General features: G+C 35.8%; 17 protein-coding genes and 1 pseudogene. 5 read left to right on the top strand and 13 right to left on the bottom strand.

Annotated features, from left to right (window positions below; genetic code table 11):
• Nucleotides 1–8 precede the first annotated feature (8 nt).
• The 10 genes from Q0874_RS15730 to Q0874_RS15685 all read right to left on the bottom strand — a co-directional run bounded on the left by Q0874_RS15730 (nt 9) and on the right by Q0874_RS15685 (nt 9,428).
• The gene (locus Q0874_RS15730) at nt 9–1,007 is read right to left on the bottom strand and encodes an SDR family oxidoreductase (protein ID WP_299164472.1); all 999 of its coding nucleotides are present in this window, start codon (nt 1,005–1,007) and stop codon (nt 9–11) included.
• A gap of 138 nt (nt 1,008–1,145) precedes the next feature.
• Nucleotides 1,146–2,165, bottom strand: coding sequence for a sulfotransferase domain-containing protein (locus tag Q0874_RS15725; RefSeq protein ID WP_299164471.1), 1,020 nt, complete (start codon nt 2,163–2,165; stop codon nt 1,146–1,148).
• Nucleotides 2,140–2,523 carry a hypothetical protein gene (locus tag Q0874_RS15720; RefSeq protein WP_299164470.1) on the bottom strand — a complete coding sequence of 128 codons (384 nt, stop codon included), beginning with the start codon at nt 2,521–2,523 and terminating at the stop codon, nt 2,140–2,142. Before Q0874_RS15720 ends, Q0874_RS15725 begins: the two co-directional genes overlap by 26 nt.
• A gap of 167 nt (nt 2,524–2,690) precedes the next feature.
• Nucleotides 2,691–4,022 (bottom strand): arylsulfotransferase family protein, encoded by a 1,332-nt coding sequence (locus Q0874_RS15715; RefSeq protein ID WP_299164469.1) that lies wholly within the window; start codon nt 4,020–4,022, stop codon nt 2,691–2,693.
• A 162-nt stretch (nt 4,023–4,184) separates the two neighbouring features.
• Nucleotides 4,185–5,441: a GTP-binding protein gene (locus Q0874_RS15710; protein WP_299164468.1), complete on the bottom strand. Its 1,257-nt coding sequence runs from the start codon at nt 5,439–5,441 to the stop codon at nt 4,185–4,187.
• A gap of 17 nt (nt 5,442–5,458) precedes the next feature.
• On the bottom strand, nt 5,459–6,364 hold the full coding sequence (gene cysD / locus Q0874_RS15705; RefSeq protein WP_299164467.1) for a sulfate adenylyltransferase subunit CysD: 906 nt from the start codon (nt 6,362–6,364) through the stop codon (nt 5,459–5,461).
• Nucleotides 6,357–6,959, bottom strand: a complete 603-nt coding sequence (gene cysC / locus Q0874_RS15700) for an adenylyl-sulfate kinase (RefSeq protein ID WP_299164466.1) — start codon at nt 6,957–6,959, stop codon at nt 6,357–6,359. The genes cysD and cysC overlap by 8 nt, the downstream gene beginning before the upstream one ends.
• Entirely contained in the window at nt 6,941–7,372 is a 432-nt protein-coding gene (locus tag Q0874_RS15695) for a DUF2061 domain-containing protein (protein ID WP_299164465.1), read from the bottom strand. The genes cysC and Q0874_RS15695 overlap by 19 nt, the downstream gene beginning before the upstream one ends.
• Entirely contained in the window at nt 7,372–8,178 is an 807-nt protein-coding gene (gene cysQ / locus Q0874_RS15690) for a 3'(2'),5'-bisphosphate nucleotidase CysQ (protein WP_299164548.1), read from the bottom strand. Before cysQ ends, Q0874_RS15695 begins: the two co-directional genes overlap by 1 nt.
• Before the next feature lie 212 nt (nt 8,179–8,390).
• Nucleotides 8,391–9,428, bottom strand: a complete 1,038-nt coding sequence (locus Q0874_RS15685) for an NAD-dependent epimerase (RefSeq protein ID WP_299164464.1) — start codon at nt 9,426–9,428, stop codon at nt 8,391–8,393.
• 548 nt (nt 9,429–9,976) lie between these two features.
• Here Q0874_RS15685 and Q0874_RS15680 point away from each other — a divergent pair.
• Genes Q0874_RS15680 through Q0874_RS15665 form a run of 4 tightly spaced genes read left to right on the top strand, consistent with a single transcriptional unit; the run spans nt 9,977 to nt 16,294 of the window.
• Complete coding sequence (locus Q0874_RS15680) at nt 9,977–11,065, top strand: DegT/DnrJ/EryC1/StrS family aminotransferase (protein WP_299164547.1); 1,089 nt, start codon at nt 9,977–9,979, stop codon at nt 11,063–11,065.
• Complete coding sequence (locus tag Q0874_RS15675; protein ID WP_299164463.1) at nt 11,062–13,020, top strand: nucleoside-diphosphate sugar epimerase/dehydratase; 1,959 nt, start codon at nt 11,062–11,064, stop codon at nt 13,018–13,020. Before Q0874_RS15680 ends, Q0874_RS15675 begins: the two co-directional genes overlap by 4 nt.
• A 38-nt stretch (nt 13,021–13,058) precedes the next feature.
• Nucleotides 13,059–13,865, top strand: coding sequence for a polysaccharide biosynthesis/export family protein (locus tag Q0874_RS15670; protein ID WP_299164462.1), 807 nt, complete (start codon nt 13,059–13,061; stop codon nt 13,863–13,865).
• Between the two features lie 44 nt (nt 13,866–13,909).
• On the top strand, nt 13,910–16,294 hold the full coding sequence (locus tag Q0874_RS15665; protein ID WP_299164461.1) for a tyrosine-protein kinase: 2,385 nt from the start codon (nt 13,910–13,912) through the stop codon (nt 16,292–16,294).
• Between the two features lie 5 nt (nt 16,295–16,299).
• Here the strand turns inward: Q0874_RS15665 and Q0874_RS15660 are convergent, their stop codons facing one another.
• Nucleotides 16,300–17,040, bottom strand: coding sequence for a CpsB/CapC family capsule biosynthesis tyrosine phosphatase (locus Q0874_RS15660; RefSeq protein ID WP_299164460.1), 741 nt, complete (start codon nt 17,038–17,040; stop codon nt 16,300–16,302).
• Between the two features lie 106 nt (nt 17,041–17,146).
• Nucleotides 17,147–19,867, bottom strand: a complete 2,721-nt coding sequence (gene ppdK / locus Q0874_RS15655; protein ID WP_299164459.1) for a pyruvate, phosphate dikinase — start codon at nt 19,865–19,867, stop codon at nt 17,147–17,149.
• Between the two features lie 456 nt (nt 19,868–20,323).
• Between ppdK and Q0874_RS15650 the strand changes: the two genes are divergently transcribed.
• Complete coding sequence (locus Q0874_RS15650) at nt 20,324–21,421, top strand: class I SAM-dependent methyltransferase (RefSeq protein WP_299164458.1); 1,098 nt, start codon at nt 20,324–20,326, stop codon at nt 21,419–21,421.
• Between the two features lie 63 nt (nt 21,422–21,484).
• On the opposite strand, the pseudogene Q0874_RS15645 reads toward Q0874_RS15650, so the two are convergent.
• Nucleotides 21,485–21,669, bottom strand: a pseudogene (locus Q0874_RS15645) (tRNA uridine-5-carboxymethylaminomethyl(34) synthesis GTPase MnmE); the annotation flags it as partial.

Genomic DNA, 21,669 nt, shown 5'->3' with positions numbered 1-21,669 from the left:
TATTATTATTATTTCAAATTTTGCCAGTACCAGGTAACGGCTTCTTTTAATCCTCTTTTTATATCAAATTGAGGGGTATACCCCAGAAGTTTTTTTGCCTTTTCTATTGAGGCCAGCGAATGGGGTACGTCTCCCTGCCTGTTGGGACCATACTCAGCATTCACATTTGCAATTGCCGCATCAAAATTACTTAAATAATCTTTTAAAAGTCCCACCAGTTCATTTAAGTCGGTTCGTTCACCATAGGCCACATTATAGACCGTATTAACTGCATCAGGATTTTCCGATACCATTGCCCTTATATTCATTTCCAGTACATTATCTATATAGGTGAAATCCCTTGAATAACTACCGTCCCCATTAATAACAGGGGATTCATGTTTCATAAGTTGCATCACAAATTTGGGAATCACGGCTGCATAGGCCCCATTAGGATCCTGTTTTCTTCCAAAAACGTTAAAATAGCGTAAACCTATAGTTTCCAATCCGTAGGTTTTGCTAAAAATATCAGCATAGAGTTCATTTACATATTTTGTGATGGCATAAGGGGAGAGAGGTTTCCCGATTATATCTTCCACTTTTGGCATGTTTTCAGAGTCGCCGTAAGTAGAAGAACTGGCGGCATAGATAAAACGTTTTACCTTTGCATCCCTGGCTGCAACCAACATATTTAAAAAACCAGAGACATTGACGTCATTACTTGTTATGGGGTCATTGATAGATCTAGGGACAGATCCCAATGCTGCCTGATGTAGTACATAATCCACACCTGTACAAGCTTTATGGCAATCCTCTAGGTTTCTAATATCTCCTTCAAATAAGGTAAAATTGGAATTGGCATGTAAATGGTCAATATTTTCCCTTTTCCCGGTGGCAAAATTATCCAGGCAAGTTACTCTGTTTCCTTTAGTAAGTAACGCTTCACACAAATTGGACCCAATAAATCCGGCTCCACCAGTTACCAATATATGGAGGTTAGGGTCAAGATAAAGATTTTGAATATTCATTAATTCAAATTATTTAATTTAATTGCGAAAATATGAGATTAATTATATTGAATAGGTATCATCTTGTATGGAAAGAACTCGTTAGACGACAAATAGTCTAAAAAAGTGCTCAGTAGTAATGTTATTAAAAAATTAATGTCAATACTTTTTCAATTCTGTAAGCGAATCATAGACTTTAATACATTGGTTTAACAATTCTCTATCATAATTCAAGACTTCATAAGTAGTTGGATTATGTTTTTTGCTCTCCTCAAATTCAATTTCCAGACTTAGACAATCTGCAAGATAAGAATAAACCATGTCAGGATTCTTGATCAAATCTTCAAAACCAACAAACATGTAGTCATCTTCCATATTCTGCAATATATAGCTATAATAGTTAAGCCAAACGCTTAACCAATAGTTCAAACTTTCTTTGGTATACAATTCTCTATTAGCATCAAAGTCAGAAGTTAACAGAAATGGTTTATGGTTTAAACCAAACTCGTGATGCCCCAGATAATTAAAATATTCAAGGGTAAAGGGATCTTCAGTTTGATTTTTTGAAAACCTCCGGTCAAGTTTCATTAACGAAGACGCATGAGATAACGGATCCCTGAACAGGAGAATTATTTTACTATGATCAATTTTGTTAAGTGTGGATAAACGCAATACATTATTATTGTTCTTGGAGATATATTTATCTTTTCCTTTGGCCAGGCAAATTAATGAGATATATTTTAAATATTTCTCCAACACCTCTTCACCTGCTTCATGCAAAGCTAATCCATCACTCATTATATAAGAGTCATTCATGAAAACTTTCCAGAAATATTCATCAAATTCTTCAGGCGAATTACCGTCAATGATAATTCCATCTTTATGCGCCCTCTCATGAGATTCGATTTTTGATTTCCTCTTCCAAAGATTTGGACTCAATAAAAATGGCATATTAGCGTATTGCAAGGATGCATATAACCCGGTTTCAAATATTTTATTCATAACTGCCGTAGTTCCGGATCTTGCCAGACCCGTAACAAAAACATATTGTTTTACTTCCAACTGTTTTGCTTTTTGGCTGTAAAGTAGCTCTTCCATCTCCAACGTAGCTTTGGAAATACTATAGTTAGAAAGGTAAAACTTATGCAGAAACTTATCTGTTGCGCTGTAGGTTGCCATAAAAGCGTTTAATATAAATATATAAAAATACGGTTCCTATAGGGATAGTTATACCCCACCAGGTTATCAAAATATCAGGGTTGAGATCAGGTTCCAGAATTTTAAGAAGAAAGAGGCTTAAAAAAGGTGCTATAAAAAGGATAATGCCAAGGACAAGCTTGCCTAATAATATTAATTGTTTTGGAATCAGATTCATTAATTGCTTTTGTTTTTCTTCATCCTTTAAATTCTTGTCGGACATCACAGTAAATTGCTGACGATAGGCTGACATCAATGTCTTTAAAGTATTCGGTATTCCCGAATATTCAAACAGTAAACAGGAGATTACGGTTAAAATAACCAATGCAAAATATGCCAAACTATCCTTTGTTAAATTTGCTTTTTAGAAAACCAAAAAATCGTTTTAGCGGAAGCCAGAAGACAGCAACTAAAAATGCAAAAAAAGTTAAAAATATTCCTGTAATTATGGCGATAATTCCGCCGCCAAGTCCCGGTCCTAAATATAAAAGCATATCTTACAATTTTTTAATTAACAATACGGCTCCAAAAAAGACTGGAAATATGGTCCTTATCGAGTCGTTTTACATATTCTATTTTTTTGGTTGTCGAATTCCCAATAATTATCCTTCCATGATTGGTATCTTCTATAAAAATATCTCCATTAGGTAGGATATCACACCTGCCAGAAGTGTATGTATGGATTTCTTCAGTTTGAAAAAGATCGGTATATGGAGTGCTAATACTATCATTAGATAAATGATATACATATGCATTATTATGAGGTCTTTCACTTGAAAAGAAGAGATTCGATGTTGTTAACCTTGGATCAATAATACTCTCTTCACGTATGACATCATTTCCAAAAACTAAAACCTTATCATCATCAAGAAAATCAACATCGTGCTGATTATACCATGGTCCTGATTTTAACCAAAGAATTTTGTTTGTTGATGGCCGATAGAGAAAAACAGCGCTCAAATTACGGCATGAAATAAGAAGATCCCCCTCTAACCAATGGTCAGTGGAATATAAGGCAGGTTGTATGTCGTTTAAGTGAACAGGATCACTATTAATTTGTCCCTTAGCTAACAATAAATCTTCATATCCATTTTCCAACAAGATATCAATAATAGATTTATCAAATAGCTCATTTCCATTATTTTTATCTATTAAGGTAATATGATCATCAATAATATTATTTTTATAGATATCATAGTTATCAGACAAAAAATTATATTTTTTAGATTGGAAGGGCGTGGTACATGTATAAATATTTCCATTAATATCCAGCTCTAAGGTATGGTGGTAAGTTCTGTCATTCTTTAACCAAATCAATTGACTATTTTTATCAATTTTAGCTAGTAAGCTAGTAAGCTGAGCAGAAAATATTAAGGTGCTATCTTCTAAAATTAGAGGATGCATAAAATAAAGATCACTTCCTTTTGATGGTTTTCTGGGATTATTTAAATTGTATGCTTGCTCATAGAGTGTTTTATTATTGGGCTCCCACCTTTTTATTAAGCTTCCGTTATTAAGATCAATTAGATCAAATTTTTGATCAAATTCCTTTTCTTTATATGACACTAATAAATTAGGATACTCCTTTAGTTCAAAATTCTTGTTAAAGGTAAGTCCTTCTTTCGACGTTGAATTGGTAACATAAAACTCGGCGGGGGAAAATACCTTCTTAACCGTCGAAGGTATTTCTGCCATAAACTTTAATGGTTTTACCAGAATACCAAAACGACCGTAACCACCATCTTTTGAACCATAAATATTACGGATACTGGATGCCAGTAAAGTCGAAAAAATTAATATTCCTACTATAGCAATAAAAATATATCTAAGTTTTTTCATAAAGCAAAGAAAATAAGATAATCTCTTATAAGCACATTTTAGTTTAATAATTCGCTATAGCTGCAAATATTTCGTTGAAAGTGTTAGAAGATTATCTTGTTTATAAAAATTAACAGGCAACTATACTGCTTATTAATTAAGTATTCCTTTTTAATTATAGATTTAAACAATCATTCCCGCAGCAACGGTCTCATTCGTATTTTCATCAACCAAAATAAAACTTCCGGTTGATCTGTTTTCCCTATACGAATCTACCATAAGGGGCTGCGTAGTTCTAATAAGAACTTTACATATATCGTTCATATTCAGGTCTTTGTCTTCGGTATTATGAGCTAAAGTGTTAATATTAATTTTAAATAATACTTCTTTTATCATAGCCTTTTGTTCGTTTGAAGTATGCCTGATGGTATATTTAGCCCTGGGTTTGGCGGAATTATTATGCAACCAACATAACCAAGCTTCTATATCCTGGGAGGTTTCCGGAATATTGGTTGTTCTGACTATCATATCACCTCTGCCAATATCTATATCATCTTTTAGGGTAATAGATACAGACATTGGTGCAAAGGCTTCATCTAACTCTCCTGAAGGCCCCTGGATAGAATCTATAATAGAAGTAAATCCTGAAGGCAATACAGTTACTGCATCTCCCTTTCTTAAAAGACCGCTTGCTACCCTTCCTGCGTATCCTCTGTAATCCAAAAACCCATCGCGCTGAGGACGAAGAACAGTTTGCACAGGTAAACGGGCGTCCACTTTATTATAATCACTGCTTATATGTATAGTTTCTAAGGTGTGTAAAAGTGCACCTCCATTGTACCATGACATGTTTTCTGATCTGTGTACCACATTATCACCCAATAGCGCACTTATGGGAATAAACCGGATGTCCGTAACTATGTATTTGGAAGAGAACGCCTCAAATTGTTTGATAATATCATTATAGACTTCTTCATTAAAATCTACAAGATCCATTTTGTTTATGCATACGATGATATGCGGAATATTCAAAAGGGAGGCTATAAAAGCATGTCGTTTGGTTTGCTCTATCACTCCATGTCTTGCATCAATCAAAATTATGGCTGCGTTTGCTGTGGAAGCTCCCGTTACCATATTTCGGGTATACTGAATATGTCCCGGGGTGTCGGCAATGATAAACTTTCTTTTAGGCGTCGTGAAATATCTATAGGCAACATCAATAGTAATGCCCTGTTCGCGTTCATCTCTGAGTCCATCTGTAAATAAAGCAAGATCTACCCCCTCATGACCTCTTTGTCTGCTGGTATTTTCAATGGCCTCCAATTGGTCTTCAAAAATGGATTTGGAATCGTATAACAAGCGACCGATTAAAGTGCTTTTCCCGTCATCAACACTTCCTGCGGTAGTAAATCGCAATAACTGATTATTATTAATTTTCATAAAAGTTTTCTAATTTTTTAAAAATATCCTTGCTTTTTTCTGTCCTCCATGGCATTTTCAGATCGTTTGTCATCAGTTCTGTTACCACGTTCTGTCTGTCGCATAGCCGAAACTTCATTCACAATTTTTTCCAGAGAATCGGCTTCAGATTCAATACCACCGGTAATCGTTATATCACCTAATGTACGGAACCTGATTTTTTTCGTTTCTATTTTTTCATTATCATGTAAAGTCAGGAATTCAGAATTTGGAATCCAGGAATCGTTTCTCCAAACAACTTCTCTTTCATGAGCAATATAGAGCGATGGGATTTCAATTTGTTCCCTCTTTATATAATTCCACACATCCATCTCCGTCCAGTTACTTATAGGGAACACCCTAAAATGCTCACCTTCAAAGTGTTTTCCATTAAAAATGTTCCATAATTCCGGTCGCTGATTTTTCGGATCCCACTGCCCGAAATCATCACGGTGTGAAAAGAAACGCTCTTTAGCTCTGGCTTTCTCTTCATCCCTTCTTCCTCCACCAATGGCACAATCTATTTTATGAGCCTCAATGGTATCCAATAAAGTAGTGATTTGCAACGCATTTCTGGTGGCGTGTTTACCCTGTTCCTCAGCTACACGACCCTGGTCAATGGATTCCTGAACTAACCCCACTATAAGTCGGGCATCAAGTTCGCTAACCAGATCATCTCTGAATTTAATGGTTTCCGGAAAATTGTGGCCTGTATCTACATGCATTAGTGCAAAAGGAATTTTACTTGGATAAAACGCTTTTTTTGCAAGATGGGTTAACACAATAGAGTCTTTTCCACCTGAAAAAAGTATTACAGGATTTTGAAATTGAGCCCAGACCTCCCTAAGTACATAAATTGCCTCGGATTCTAGTTCGTCTAAATAATTCAAAAAATATTTACTCATTATCTTTAAGACTTAATTTATTTTTAATTTTATCATATATGATCTGCACAGCTTCCTCTACAGAGTTCTCCTGAGTTACTTCAGCTGTAGGATTTTTAGGAGGCTCGTAGGGAGCAGAAATACCTGTCATATTTTTTATGGCTCCGTTTCGAGCTTTTTTATACAGACCTTTTACGTCCCGGGCTTCACAGACTTCCAAACTAGTATTCACAAATACCTCTACATAGTTTTTATTTCCAACGGTCTTTTTTATTTGCTGTCTGTCTTTTTCATATGGTGCAACAAATGCAGCCAATATAACTATTCCTGCATCAATAAACAATTTGGATATTTCTCCAATTCTTCGAATATTTTCTGATCTGTCTTCCGGGCTAAACGTAAGACCCTGATTAATACCCCGACGCACATTATCCCCATCTAAAACATAGGTTTTTATACTTTCGGAAAAGAGTTTTTCCTCAAGAACGTTGGCTATTGTTGACTTTCCGGACCCGGATAATCCGGTAAAGAATATCAAAAAGGAATTATGTCCGTAAGATTTTCTTCGGGCTTCCCTGTCAATTCTATAAGTATGGGCTACAATATTTTTTTCCATTTTTTTGTCTGATTTCTTTTAGGCAAGCCAAAGTTGATTTTGTACCATGCCCGCTCGTGAAAATAATACAAAACCATTTTTGTAACTACTTCAGCCATTCCTATTTTTAAACCAATTAAAGGATTTCCGGAGATGAGCCAAGATAGTAAAATGGTATCTAATGTACCCACAAATCTCCATGTTATGGTCTTAATTAGATGTCTTTTACGACTTTCGGCAATTCCAATATTAAACCAGGCCCTTTCATGTAAATAATACAAAATCATTTTGGTTACTACTTCTGAAAACCCAATTTTGAGTCCGGTCAGAGGATTACCCGAAATGAGCCATGACAACAAAATGGTATCTATGGTACCTACAATCCGCCATGTAATGGTCTTTGCAATATGTCTTTTATGGGAAATATTAGTCATTAAGTACTAACTATAAAATGAGGATTCAATAAATTTTCTTTGTTGTAGTCCAATTCTTCGTTAGTTTCCCTGGAGATCACCTTAAGCCCGGCTGCCTTGCAAATAGCCTGTCCTGCTGCGGTGTCCCATTCCATAGTAGGGGCAAAGCGGGGATATACATCGGCTTTACCTTCGGCAACTAAACAGAATTTCAAAGAACTTCCTTTAGATACGATTTCTACTTTTTCATATTTTTTCTCTACTTCATTAATAAAATCAAGTGTAGTGTCATTCATATGGGAACGACTTCCTACCACGCGCATTAAAGATTTATTTGGTTTGGAAGGAAATATGCGATCTTCTTCATTTAAAATTTTAGAAGTAAACCCGTGACTGTCATCAAGAATTGTTTTAAATGCGCTTTGGGAGTTTACATCTGCATAGTACAATTCCCGGGATACCGGGACATAAATAACACCTAAAATAGGCGCTCCATTTTTACATAAGGCAATATTCACTGTAAATTCACCATTTCTTTTAATAAATTCTTTTGTTCCGTCCAGCGGGTCTACAATCCAACAGGTTTCCCATATTTTACGCTCTGCATAGTCCTTATTCTTTATTTCTTCATTGATAATGGGATAAGGGGTATCTATTAAGTGATTATTGATAATTTTACTTGCTACCAAATCCGCTTCGGTAAGCGGTGACTGATCATTTTTTAAATGGGATTCAAATTCCGGTTTGTTATAAATATCAAGAATAGCCTTTCCTGCATGGATAGATGCAGTAATAGCAAGTAGTAATGGATTAGTAGTTTTGGTCATCTTTTTTTTTTGATTTGTAAAAGTCGTAATTTCATTGGCATTAATCAATGAATATTTCATATTTACGATCTAATATTATAAACTATCGATGATAAGAAGATAAAAGGTTCAGAATAAGATTCAAGTTTCGGAAATATACCACCGTTAAATAGAATAGCTTGGACTTAAAATAACTCCTTATAAATACCAACATGCCTTTATAAATCTATTATTCACAAATAGTTTAATTTTTTATAGAACTCCAGATACCAGTTTATAAAGTTTTCTACTCCTTTTTGAATTGGTGTACTTGGACTATAATTATAGTCTCTTATTAAATCATCTACATTAGCCCAGGTTCTGGTTACATCACCCGGTTGCATGGGCAGCATTTCTTTTACAGCAACTTTACCCAGACCTTTTTCGATAGCTTCGATAAAATCTAACAGCTTTACCGAATTATTGTTTCCAATATTATATAGCTTGTAAAGTTCATTTAACCCGAGTCTTTTTTCAACTGAACCCTCTATTATCCGTACTACTCCTTCTGTGATATCGTCAATATAGGTAAAATCGCGTTCCATTTGGCCGTGGTTAAATACCTTTATAGGATTCCCTTTTTCAATAGCTTCAGTAAAAAGGAACATGGCCATATCCGGGCGTCCCCATGGCCCATAGACTGTAAAAAAGCGCAATCCTGTGGTTGGGAAACCATATAAATGACTATAGGTATGGGCCATTAGTTCGTTACTTTTCTTAGTAGCCGCGTAAAGGCTTATAGGGTGGTCTACATTGTCGGTTGTTTCGAACGGAATTTTGGTATTTAAGCCATAAACACTGGAACTACTGGCATAAACCAAATGTTTGATTTTATGGTGTCTGCAGCATTCCAGAATGTTAAGAAACCCCACTATATTGCTGTCAACGTACGCTTCGGGGTTTTCCAGGCTGTAACGAACCCCGGCCTGGGCCGCCAAATTGCAAACCACATCAAATTTTTCGGTTTTAAAGAGCAGCGGAAGGGCTTCCCTATCTTCTAAATTCAGGCGGATAAATGAAAAATTGGCTTCTGAATTACTGCGCGTTATTTTATGGTAAACTTTTGCTTTGTTTTGATCAACACCCAACTGAGCCAGGCGTTCGTATTTGAGCTGTACATCATAGTAATCGTTAATATTATCAAGGCCAATAACTGTATGTCCTTTATCCAAAAGCCTTTTTGATACAAAGAACCCAATAAAACCTGCAGCACCTGTGACAAGAATTTTCATGATTTAAATATATAATCAATTAAAATAGAAATGGTGAAATTCAATTATTAAATCCGAAATAGCTGTAAAAATTATTTGAGGGATACAATAATAACGATCAACTGCATAAATGAAAAGATATTAAGTAATATTCTATGAAAATTATCGAGTAACTTGTTTAGATAAAATTTCCAAAATATTACAAATGTAAAAAAGAAATTATGCTCATCTATTAGTGGCTAATTATTGTAGATAAATTCCTATTAATACCTTAAATTTGTAAATAAAATAACTTATATTATACATTGAACAATAAGTGTTTATAGTATTGTTAATAAAAAATCAAAGTTTATTAAATGAGGTTTTTGGATGTGAATCTAAAGTATAAACTTTGTACTTGATCGAATTAAATTCAAACTTTAGCGAATAGTTGAATCAATATTATTTTCTGATTTAATTTCGATATAATTTTAAATTTCGATTTAGAAATCTCACAACCAAACTTTAAGACTTAAAAATCAATTTTGGAAACTGCAATAAAAACTAAAATATGGCTTTCATCTCCCCACATGGGTGACATGGAACAGGTATATGTTAAAGAGGCCTTTGATACGAATTGGGTTGCGCCATTAGGACCAAATGTCAACCAATTTGAAATGGCTATTAAGGAGTACATCCAAAATGATGTTTATGTTGCGGCTTTGAGTTCCGGAACAGGGGCAATTCATCTTGCCTTGGAACTTTTAGGGGTATCCCGTGATGATGAAGTACTATGCCAGAGCTTTACTTTTTCTGCTTCAGCTAATCCTATTCTCTATCTTGGGGCTAAACCTGTGTTTGTTGATAGTGAGCGAGATACCTGGAATATTTCACCACAGTTGTTGGAGAAAGCAATCATTAACAGAATGGCTTTAGGTAAAAAACCAAAGGCTATTGTAGCTGTTCATCTATATGGAATGCCCTATAAGATTGTTGAAATAAGAAAAATTTCTGAAAAATACAATATTCCTATTGTGGAAGATAGTGCAGAAGCACTGGGAAGCACTTATAGCGGAATTAAATGCAGTAGTTTTGGTGATATTGGGATACTTTCCTTCAATGGTAATAAAATAATTACAACCTCAGGCGGCGGCGCATTGGTCAGCAGGAAAGAGGAAATAAAAAATAAAGCAGTTTTTTTAGCTACTCAGGCAAGGGATGATGCTCCCCATTATGAACATTCTCATGTTGGCTATAATTACAGAATGAGCAATGTGCTTGCAGGAATTGGTCGTGGGCAGATGGAAGTTCTAGATGAAAGGGTAACAGCCAGGAGAGCGAATTTCGAATTTTACAGGACTAATTTAGCTGAACTAAAAGAAATAGAATTTTTAATGGAACCTACGGGTTATTTTTGTAACAGATGGCTTACATGCATCCTTACTCCTTCCTTTGAAGCAAGAGAAAAAATACGTTTGGCCCTTTTACAAGAAGATATCGAGTCCAGGCCATTATGGAAACCAATGCACTTACAACCGGTTTTTAATAAGTATCCAAGCTTTACAGACGGAACCTCAGAAGATTTGTTTGATCGCGGTCTTTGTTTGCCTAGTGGTTCGAATCTCAGAAAGGAAGATTTGGAAAGAATTGTTGCCCTAATCCTTAAAACGGTTTTATGATAAGAAGCTACCTCGTAAACAATGCTCATAGATATGCCTCTAAATGGCTGGTTTTGGGTATTGACATATTTTTAATAAGCATTTCTTTTGTTTTATCTTATTTCATCAGGTTTAATTTAACCCTGAATTTTGATACCGACCGACTTTTATTACAATTGCCTTTGGTGGCTTTCATCGCCGGCTTGGCGTTTATTGTTACAGGATCATATAAAGGTGTTATAAGGCATACTGGAGTCCAGGATGTCTATAATATATTTAATGCCATCTGCCTTTCCAGTATTCTGACCATATTTTTGGTTATAGTAAACAGACAAGTGAATTTCATGGAGGATTTTACCATCCCTTTATCTATTATCATAATTCATAGTTTAATTAGTTTTATTGCACTTACAACTTCCAGATATATATTTAAGGCCTTGTATTATAATATGATCCGGGGATTTAAAGTAACAAAGAATGTGCTGATATATGGTGCAGGTGAGGCGGGTGTTTTGACCTTTAATGCCCTTACTAGTCATACTGCGAGCAACTCTAAGGTAATAGGTTATATAGATGATGATCGAAAAAAAATTGGAAAGAATTTAAATGGGGTTAGAGTCTATGCGAGAGAAGAGCTAACGGCGTTCTTTATAGATAAGAGGAATATAACAGAAATTATTGTTTCTATTCACAGTGAAGATAAAACCTTTTTGAATGAACTGGTTGAAAGTTTAGTTGAATTTCCGGTACAGGTAAAAATAGTACCACCGGTTGATGACTGGATAAACGGAGAACTAAAATTATCTCAGATAAAACAGGTACAAATTGAGGATTTGTTAAATAGAGTACCCATCAACATTAAAAATTCAAAAATTTCACAACAACTAAAGGATCAGGTAATATTTGTCACGGGAGGCGCAGGATCAATTGGGAGCGAGATTATAAGACAAATTGTTAATTATGAATATAAATCCCTGATCATTATTGATCAGGCAGAGTCACCTCTTTATGATTTGCAGCAGGAATTAAAACAAAACGGATTTCACAACTTTATTCCAATAGTTTCGGATATTAGGGATAAAAACAGAATGAATACTTTCTTTCAGGAATATAAACCAAATATAATATTCCATGCAGCAGCCTATAAACATGTTCCCCTGATGGAATATAATGCTTATGAGGCTATAAAAATTAATATTGCAGGCACCAAAATGTTGGTGGATCTGTCTTCCAGTCATAATGTAGATAAGTTTGTGTTTATTTCAACGGATAAAGCGGTTAATCCTACAAATGTAATGGGTGCTACCAAAAGAATTGCTGAGATGTACATAAGTTGTAAGCATCAGCAAAGCAATACCAAGTTTATTACTACGAGGTTTGGAAATGTATTGGGCTCTAATGGTTCGGTAATACCTCTATTTAAAAAGCAGATAGAAAAAGGAGGACCCTTAACCGTGACTCATAAAGATATTACACGATATTTTATGACCATCCCTGAAGCTTCTCAATTGGTACTTGAAGCAGGAGCCATGGGTAAGGGAGGAGAGATCTTTATCTTTGACATGGGGAAATCTGTTAAAATCTTTGATTTGGCCAAAAATATGATCAAGCTATCGGGGTTGAGATATCCTGAGGATATAGACATAAAGGTTACAGGATTACGTCCGGGTGAAAAATTGTACGAAGAGCTTTTAGCTTCCGGTGAAAATACTTTGCCTACTTACCATAAAAAAATAATGATCAGTAAGGTAAGGGATTTGGACTATGCAGATGTTCGATCAAAAATTGATGAGTTGTGTGTCTCAAACATGTTCTTTAATGCTGATACAGTGGGCCTGATGAAAAACATTGTACCAGAATTTGTGTCCAACAATTCTGATTTTTGCGAACTTGATAAAAAGGAAATTGAGGTTAAAAATTTAGGGGAAGATTCTCATGTTGATAATAAAGATGAGAAGAAAATATTCCAATCATAATTTTTCAGTATACTTGTAAAAAATCAACCTTTATAATCATGAGTTTTAAAAATTGCTATTCGAGTTTTACCATTATTTTGTTGATGTTAGTCATTTTCATTCTTTCTTCTTGTGGATCTGCAAAGAGAGAGGATATTGTATATTTTCAGGATGCCAGTAATTTCGAAACCCTGGTAGACAACAATAAGACTGCAACGAAATTTAAAGTAGATGACCTGGTATCTATTTATGTATCTTCTCTGGATCCGGAAGCAAGTGTACCATTTAATCTAATCAGAGGAGCAAATGAAAGCATTCCTGGTATTAGTGGCGGTAGTGGTAGGTTAGAGCAGGTAGATTATCTTGTAGATCAGGATGGAATGATAGATTTCCCGGTAATTGGTAAAATCAAGATTTCGGGTTTATCTCCGGATGAATTGCGAAATATGCTTCGGGATCTTCTATCGGATTATCTGAAAGACCCTATTATTAATATACGATTACGTAATTTTAAAGTAACAATTTTGGGGGAAGTTACTCGCCCTGGCTCTTATCAGGTAATTAGTGAACAGATTACTATAATGGAAGCACTCGGTCTTGCCGGTGACATGTCTTTGCGGGCTGTTCGCGATAATGTTTTAGTAATCAGATCCTTTGAGGGCACCAAAGTTTATACACGTATTGACCTTACTTCCAAAGAACTGACGAAATCTCCGGTTTATTACCTCACCCAGAATGATGTTGTATACGTAGAACCCAACAAACAAGGTAGGAAAGAAAGTACTATAGATCCATTGTTACCGGTATATTTAACCCTCTTCACCTTGTTAGTTAGTTCTACTGTAATAGTACTAACCCGTAATTAATAATTAAGTCGTTTTTTAAAAATTTTAAGCTTAGCCCAAATTTAATGGAATCTAATTATTCAAGTTTTTCAAATCATAAAAAAGAAGATTATAAAGAATTATTAAAGCCATTTCTCAAAAATTGGAAATGGTTTGTTTTTTCTTTGTTTTTAGCACTATCCTTAGCCATAATTTATATAAGATATACTACCCCATTATTTGCAGTGCAAGCTAAAATACAGATTATAGAGGATCAAAATGCCAGTGCAGATTTAAGTACTTTTAGCGATTTGGGAATGTTAACCGGAGCAAATACTCTTGCTGAGGATGAAATTGAAATTCTGGGATCCAGGTCAAATTTAATCGAAGTAGTGAAGTATTTGGGATTAAATACAAGAATAATGGCAAAGGGGAATATTCAAGATACCGAGATTTATGAAGATCCGCCTTTTAAAATTAATTTTTTGATTCCGGACTCCCTTGTCTTTATAGCTAAGACTAAATTTCATATTGAGATTCTCACGGAAACAGATTTTTCTTTTAGAGAAGGGGAGGACGTAACGATTAAGAATTATGGATTTGGAAATACAATAAACTCTACTATTGGGGAATTTGTTTTGATACCTAACGAAACACAAATGAATAAATATGTGGGACGTGAATATCAGATATATATAAATCCGATTGGGAGTGTAGCCCAAAATTATCAAGCTAAAATGCTAATCGGATTATCTAACGAACAATCCAATATTGTAACACTTTCACTTGAGAATCCCGTTAAGAATAAAGCAATAGATATCCTTAATACGTTAGTTTACATATATAATCGAAACGCTATTCAGGATAAAAAGGATATTGCTGATAGAACGTCAGAATTTATAAATGAGCGTATCTCAGATATTTACGGTGACTTGTCTAGTGTTGATCAAAATGCCGAAGATTTTAAAGAGGGGAGAGGAATCACGGATGTGGCATCACAGTCGAACATTAATTTAAATGTGGGAGCTGCTAACCGGCAGGAATTACAAAATACCACTATTCAATTGAATATTGCTGCATCTATGAAGGATATTGTGGATAACCAAAACGGTTATGAAGTGCTGCCTTCAAATATTGGTTTAAGTGATGCATCTATAGCCAATACCACCGCTCGCTATAACGAATTGGTCCTTGAGCGAAATCGTTTGTTAAAGAGTTCAAATGAGAAGAATCCGATTATTGTAAATCTGAATCAGCAACTCCAGGGATTGAGAAGAAACCTGCAATCCAGTTTAAATAGTATGACCAATAACCTGAATTTGCAGGTAAATAACCTAAGCAGTCAGCTTTCCTCAATAAATGCAAGGATTTATGCCGCTCCGGGAAATGAAAGGGCTTTGAGGGACATAACCAGGCAACAACAAACTACGGAAGCCTTGTATTTATATTTATTACAAAAGCGAGAGGAATCTCAAATTACATTTGCTTCTACTGCCCCTAAATCTAAAATTATTGATCGAGCCTATTCGACTAGTGAAGATCCAGTCTCACCTAAAATACCGATAATTCTTCTGGCATCTATGATTTTTGGAACGCTGCTTCCTTTTTCGTTTATTTATGTTAATCAGTTGTTGGATAATAAAGTGCATAATAAGGTTGACCTCGAGAAACGTGTGGGTTCAATTCCTGTTTTGGCCGAATTACCCAAATTATCCAAAAAGGAAAATACGCTGGTTAAAAGTAGTGAGCGAACTGTTTTAGCGGAATCCCTGCGTATTTTAAGAACCAACCTGGATTATGTGATTAAATCAAAAAAGAATGCTTCAAAAGGGAATATCATTTTTGTTACGTCCAGTGTACCCGGGGAGGGGAAGACATTTATAGCTTCCAATCTGGCCATGATTTTTGCAAACACCAATAAAAAAGTATTATTGATTGGCGCAGATATACGTAATCCGAAGATTTACCAATTTTATTCAGGAAAGCACGTTGATAAATTGGGCAATCCATTCCGGAATAAGGAAAATAAGGGACTCACTGAGTATTTGGTGGACACGAATCTGGGCCATAAAGATATTATTTCTTCGATGTTGGTTTATGACCATACCATTGATATTATCTACTCCGGTAAAATACCCCCTAACCCTGCAGACCTTTTGATGAGTGATCGCATGTCTGAATTATTGGAAATCGTTAAACTTGATTATGATTATGTCATAGTCGATACTGCGCCTCTTATGGTAGTTTCAGATACATTGCTCATAAGTGAATATGCGGATCAAATACTTTATGTAACCAGAGCCGGGGTAACGGAATTAAAGGTATTAGATTTTCCATTGAAATTGTACAAGGAAGGGAAACTTAAAGGACTTTCATTTATAGTAAATGATGTGAAGTCCTCTAACCTCGGTTATGGCGGCAGATACGGATATGGCTATGGAAAGTCGGTGAAAAAATGGTGGCGCTTTTAGTATACTTAATAAAATTGATTAATAGTATTGTTTATTAAAGGTATAATACTTTCTGAAACACCAGCATTAATTTTTATTTCCTTTAAAAATTCTATCTGTTCCCTACGGTGTATGTCTGTAGCAATATAGTCAATCAGGCCATGATCTAATAGATATAAGGCCATCCTCTGTACTTCAGGCCCATAATAATCACTTAAGGATAAAAGGTTAAGCTGATATTGAACTCCTTTTTTTTTATACTTTGAATAATTAGCTTTATTGGTATGCCAATACCCATAACGTTCAGGATGTGCCAGAATAGGAAAAAAGCCTTTTTTCATAATACTTTTTATGGCGTCATCAAAATTAATTGAAGGCTGTAAATAGGACATTTCAACCAATAAATACTGCTTTCTCATAGACATTACTTCGCCTTGCTCAAGTAGCTCTTCGAAACTGTCATCTATCATATGTTCAGCAGAGGCCTCAATGGAGATGTCTTTTAAATCGTTTGCTAACAACTCATTAGTTAACAGATCTAACGAGCTAGTGATGGTTTCTTTAGTATTTGGGTATAAATTACTCATGATATGAGGAGTGGCAACCAGGTTAGTTATACCAAGCTCCTTAAAGCCACGAATCAGGTCTATTGATTCCTGCACATTCTTAGCTCCATCATCTATACCCGGAAGAATGTGGTTGTGGATATCCACAAAATTATGCAGATAATCTACCAGATATTTTTTCTTACTAAAAATATGAAACATACGATTCTATTATCAGCACAAAAATAGTGTTTAATGCATAAAAACAATCACATACATCAATACTAATTAGTCTCACTGAATAGTATGTCAAGCCAATTTCTGTTGCCTAAGAAATAGCTGCCTGGGCTGCAGCAATCCTTGCAATAGGGACTCTAAACGGGGAACAACTTACATAATTTAATCCAATTCGATTACAGAATTCAACTGAACTCGGCTCGCCACCATGTTCTCCACAAATACCTACCTTTAAATTAGGTTTTGTTTTTCTACCCCTTTCTGTTCCCATAGCTACTAGTTGTCCTACTCCTTCCTGATCCAGTACTTCAAAAGGATCGGAGGTTAGTATTCCTTCTTTCATATAGATCCCAAGAAAGGAACCGGCATCATCTCTGGAATAGCCGTAAGTCATTTGAGTAAGGTCGTTTGTGCCAAATGAAAAGAAATCAGCGTGTTCGGCAATTTGGTCTGCCATAAGTGCTGCACGCGGAATTTCAATCATTGTCCCTACCAGATATTCTACCGTATCTTTTCGTTCTTTAAATACTCTTTGCGCTGTAGATCTGATTACATTTTCCTGGGCGACAAATTCATTAACCGTACCAACAAGAGGCACCATTATTTCGGGGATAACTTCAATTCCCTTTTCTTTTAAATTTAAAGCGGCTTCAATGATTGCACGGGTCTGCATTTCGGTTATTTCCGGATAGGTAATTCCCAAACGGCATCCTCTGTGACCCAGCATTGGGTTAAATTCATGAAGCTCTGACACTTTATTTTTTACTGAAGCCAGAGAAATATGAAGATCCTCCGCCAGTTCTTTTTGAGTAGCCAATTGGTGAGGAACGAATTCATGTAATGGCGGATCCAGCAAACGAATAGTAACCGGCAATCCCTGCATAGCTTCAAAGATTCCTTCAAAATCTGAACGTTGCATAGGGAGGAGCTCTTTAAGAGCCACTTTTCTACCCTTTATGGTATCGGCCAAAATCATTTCCCTCATGGCCCTTATCCTGTCTACTTCAAAAAACATATGCTCGGTCCTGGTAAGTCCTATACCTTCAGCACCAAAATTACGAGCTGCTTTGGCATCTTTAGGCGTGTCTGCATTAGTACGAACTTTCATAGTCCTGTACTTATCAGATAACTTCATGATTTCCCCAAATTCACCACTTAGCTCGGGCTCCATGGTAGGTACTTTACCTTCAATGATATTACCCGTAGAACCATTTAATGAAATCCAATCTCCTTCATGGTATTCTTTATCATCAACTCTTAAAACTCTATTTTTATAATCAATTTTTAGTGCGCCCGCTCCGGAAACACAGCATTTACCCATGCCACGCGCTACCACGGCTGCGTGAGATGTCATCCCACCCCTGGCTGTGAGGATCCCTCTGGCAATGTTCATACCTTCCAGGTCCTCAGGGGAAGTCTCTATTCGCGTAAGTATGGTATACTTGTATTTATCTGCTTCATCTGCAAAAAATACAATCTGGCCGGTAGCAGCTCCCGGTGAGGCAGGTAAGCCCTGTGCTATAATATCATCTTTGTTTAATCCGCTGGGGTCAAATACAGGGTGTAGTAATTCATCCAGTTTATTGGGTTCTATGCGCATCAACGCCTCTTTTTCATCAAGCAGGCCTTCTTTAAGAAGATCAATTGCAATTTTAACCATGGCAGCCCCGGTTCTTTTGCCATTTCTGGTTTGCAGGATCCATAGTTTCCCTTCCTGAATGGTAAACTCCATATCTTGCATATCGCGGTAATGTTTTTCCAGTTTTTCCTGGTAGCCATTCAGTTCGGAGAAGATAGATGGCATTAGCTCTTCTAAAGAAGGATAATTAGTAGCCCTTTCGGCTTCTTTTACTTGCGCCAGTAAGGCCCAGCGTTCAGAACCTAATTTGGTTATTTGCTGTGGTGTACGGACACCTGCGACTACATCTTCTCCCTGCGCGTTTATGAGATATTCCCCATTAAAGACGTTCTCCCCGGTTCCTGCATCTCTGGTAAAGCATACCCCGGTTCCGGAATTATTACCCATATTCCCGTATACCATAGCCTGGACATTAACAGCTGTACCCCAGTCTGCTGGGTAGCCATGCATTTTCCTGTAATAAATGGCTCTGTCGCCATTCCAGCTATCGAATACAGCCATAATGGCGCCCCATAACTGATCCCAGGGATCCAAAGGAAAATCGTGACCCGTTTGTTTTTTTACCGCATCTTTGAAGTCATAAACCAAATCCTTTAAATCCTGTACAGTAAACTGGGTGTCTAATTCTATATTTCGCTTATCTTTAAGATGTTCCATGATTTCCTCAAACGGATCTATGTCTTCTTTGGTTTCCGGTTTCATACCAAGTACAACCCCGCCGTACATTTGAATAAAACGTCGATAAGAATCCCAGGCGAAGCGTTCATTTTTTGTTTTTTCCACCAATCCGGCTATCACCTCGTCATTAAGTCCAAGGTTCAGTACGGTATCCATCATCCCGGGCATAGAAACACGGGCCCCTGAACGTACTGAAATCAATAAAGGATTTTGAGCATCTCCAAATTTTGTCCCCATAATCCCTTCGAGATATTTAACAGACTGCTTGACTTCTTCCTTAATGATTTGAACAACCTTATTTTTGCCCAGTTCATTATATTCGGTACAAACCTCAGTAGTGATAGTAAATCCGGGTGGCACGGGAATGCCAATTGCACTCATTTCTGCAAGATTGGCGCCCTTGCCACCTAACAGGTTTTTCATTTTACTGTTGCCATCTGCTTCTTTATTTCCAAACCTGTAGACTCTTGTTTTTACTTCGGATATCGTTTCCATGGAAAAATTCTTTTTAAATATTATTCAACACCGAAATTAATCTCATTATGGCTCCGATTTTATGACATATATCATATATCTGGAAATAGCATCACTTATGTAATTAATGTTACAAAATATTTGGGTTGTGATACTTGAAAGGTATTTTATACCTAAGGTGTAAAAATCTCACCTCTAATAATGATTCAGCTAAATTTATGCGCACAGAATTGATCAAAAAAAGTCTTTTTATCCTAAATAAGTATTATTGGTCGGAAATGTTACAAAACTACCCTTAGTATTACGTAATTTTACTCTAAACATTTACAAGCGATAAATTGAGTTCACAGTTTCATATTACCAATAGTGACCACCCCGGAGATAGGCTAAAATCAAAACATCTGAAGGTGATTTTATTGGGTAACGCGAAATGCTTTGTGAAGGAAAAACTAATTTTTAATTTAATGATTGTTTAACATGGTAGAATCAAACGTTATATGTCCCTCTTGTAAAAAAAATAGTGTTAATGTTCGTTACCAAACTTTCTGGATGTGCAGTGAATGCGGTGAGAAATATTCTTGTGTAAGTGGTATCCCTAAACTTTATTTAGAAGAATCACTTGGTATGACAGATAAGGGACTTAGAGATAAAGTTTATAAATACATGGCATGGTTTTATAATTTTTGGAATCCTTTCTTTATGCTTCCGGTTAGACCAATAAAAATATCTTTGAAACACTGGCTTGTATATTTTTTATTAGTATTTTCCTTTATTTTCATGGTGTATAATGTGATAGATTTGATAGCATTTCGTGGCATTGAAAATGTAACAATCAAAGATTTTTTATTATTTGCGGCTTTGGTGATTTTCATTTTTGTGTTTTCAAAACAACAGCGATATGCATATTTGCTTTTGCTTGCGATACCTATAAAAATTATAGTTTCGATTCGTAGTTTTGTACCTAAAAAAAGTATCTCTTCTGTCCACGATGAGTTTCTAAAAGAATATCTGGAGTCAGATAAAAGAATAAAAATGCTTGATATTGCCAGTGGCACTGGTCAAGCACTTTATAGACGTGGTTATATGAATCTGAATGCAGATTACACGGCGGTTGACCTTTCTGCGGGTATGATTGTACAGGGAAGGGATTTAATGGTTAAACAGAAGGCTCCTGTAGATTTCATTCTGGCTGATGCCACCAATCTTCCTTTTAAATCCGGGACATTTGATATTTGTACAAATTATGGGGCATTTAATGGATTTGCTGATACAAAAAGCGCTCTGAAAGAAATGATTAGAGTGACCAAAAAAGGTGGAAAAATCCTTATTTTAGATGAACAAGAGTATCCAGAGGCTACATGGTTAGAACATGTGTATTATAAAAAGGTGTTTGCCTGTTACAATACTCTTGCAGGAAGCCCTGTTGACTTACTCCCGGAAGAACTTGAAGATATGCAGGTACATCAGGTGTATGAGTTTATTTATGTTTTTTCTGCCAGAAAGAAATTGGACGTCCAGAAAGAAAATGAAATCAAAACAGATTTAGTCAAAACAAAAAATGGAGTTCTAACCTAAATTGTTAGATAGCTTGTAACTACAAAACAATATTTCTAAATAATATACCTATCTAAATTTGGGTTATTTCCCGATACAAAAATTCGCAAAAATATTCCCTAAAAGGTCGTCGTTGGTGATCTCACCGGTGATTTCCCCAAAATGATAAAGTGCCTGCCGGATATCAATAGTTAAAAGATCTCCCGATAAACCCTCTTGCAGTCCCTGCTGTACTTTTTTAATTTCTTCAAGTGCTTTTAACAGCGCAT

It is taken from the genome of uncultured Eudoraea sp. (assembly GCF_947490415.1).
Lineage (GTDB): Bacteria > Bacteroidota > Bacteroidia > Flavobacteriales > Flavobacteriaceae > Eudoraea.
This window is presented reverse-complemented; position numbering and strand designations above follow the sequence as displayed.

Coding starts and splice junctions, on each gene's coding strand:
- Q0874_RS15710 (WP_299164468.1), bottom strand. CDS start 5,441: ATGAAAATTAATAATAATCAGTTATTGCGATTTACTACCGCAGGAAGT.
- Q0874_RS15725 (WP_299164471.1), bottom strand. CDS start 2,165: ATGGCAACCTACAGCGCAACAGATAAGTTTCTGCATAAGTTTTACCTT.
- Q0874_RS15670 (WP_299164462.1), top strand. CDS start 13,059: ATGAGTTTTAAAAATTGCTATTCGAGTTTTACCATTATTTTGTTGATG.
- Q0874_RS15715 (WP_299164469.1), bottom strand. CDS start 4,022: ATGAAAAAACTTAGATATATTTTTATTGCTATAGTAGGAATATTAATT.
- Q0874_RS15665 (WP_299164461.1), top strand. CDS start 13,910: ATGGAATCTAATTATTCAAGTTTTTCAAATCATAAAAAAGAAGATTAT.
- ppdK (WP_299164459.1), bottom strand. CDS start 19,867: ATGGAAACGATATCCGAAGTAAAAACAAGAGTCTACAGGTTTGGAAAT.
- Q0874_RS15650 (WP_299164458.1), top strand. CDS start 20,324: ATGGTAGAATCAAACGTTATATGTCCCTCTTGTAAAAAAAATAGTGTT.
- Q0874_RS15730 (WP_299164472.1), bottom strand. CDS start 1,007: ATGAATATTCAAAATCTTTATCTTGACCCTAACCTCCATATATTGGTA.
- Q0874_RS15680 (WP_299164547.1), top strand. CDS start 9,977: ATGGGTGACATGGAACAGGTATATGTTAAAGAGGCCTTTGATACGAAT.
- Q0874_RS15675 (WP_299164463.1), top strand. CDS start 11,062: ATGATAAGAAGCTACCTCGTAAACAATGCTCATAGATATGCCTCTAAA.
- Q0874_RS15695 (WP_299164465.1), bottom strand. CDS start 7,372: ATGACTAATATTTCCCATAAAAGACATATTGCAAAGACCATTACATGG.
- Q0874_RS15660 (WP_299164460.1), bottom strand. CDS start 17,040: ATGTTTCATATTTTTAGTAAGAAAAAATATCTGGTAGATTATCTGCAT.
- cysD (WP_299164467.1), bottom strand. CDS start 6,364: ATGAGTAAATATTTTTTGAATTATTTAGACGAACTAGAATCCGAGGCA.
- cysQ (WP_299164548.1), bottom strand. CDS start 8,178: ATGACCAAAACTACTAATCCATTACTACTTGCTATTACTGCATCTATC.
- cysC (WP_299164466.1), bottom strand. CDS start 6,959: ATGGAAAAAAATATTGTAGCCCATACTTATAGAATTGACAGGGAAGCC.
- Q0874_RS15685 (WP_299164464.1), bottom strand. CDS start 9,428: ATGAAAATTCTTGTCACAGGTGCTGCAGGTTTTATTGGGTTCTTTGTA.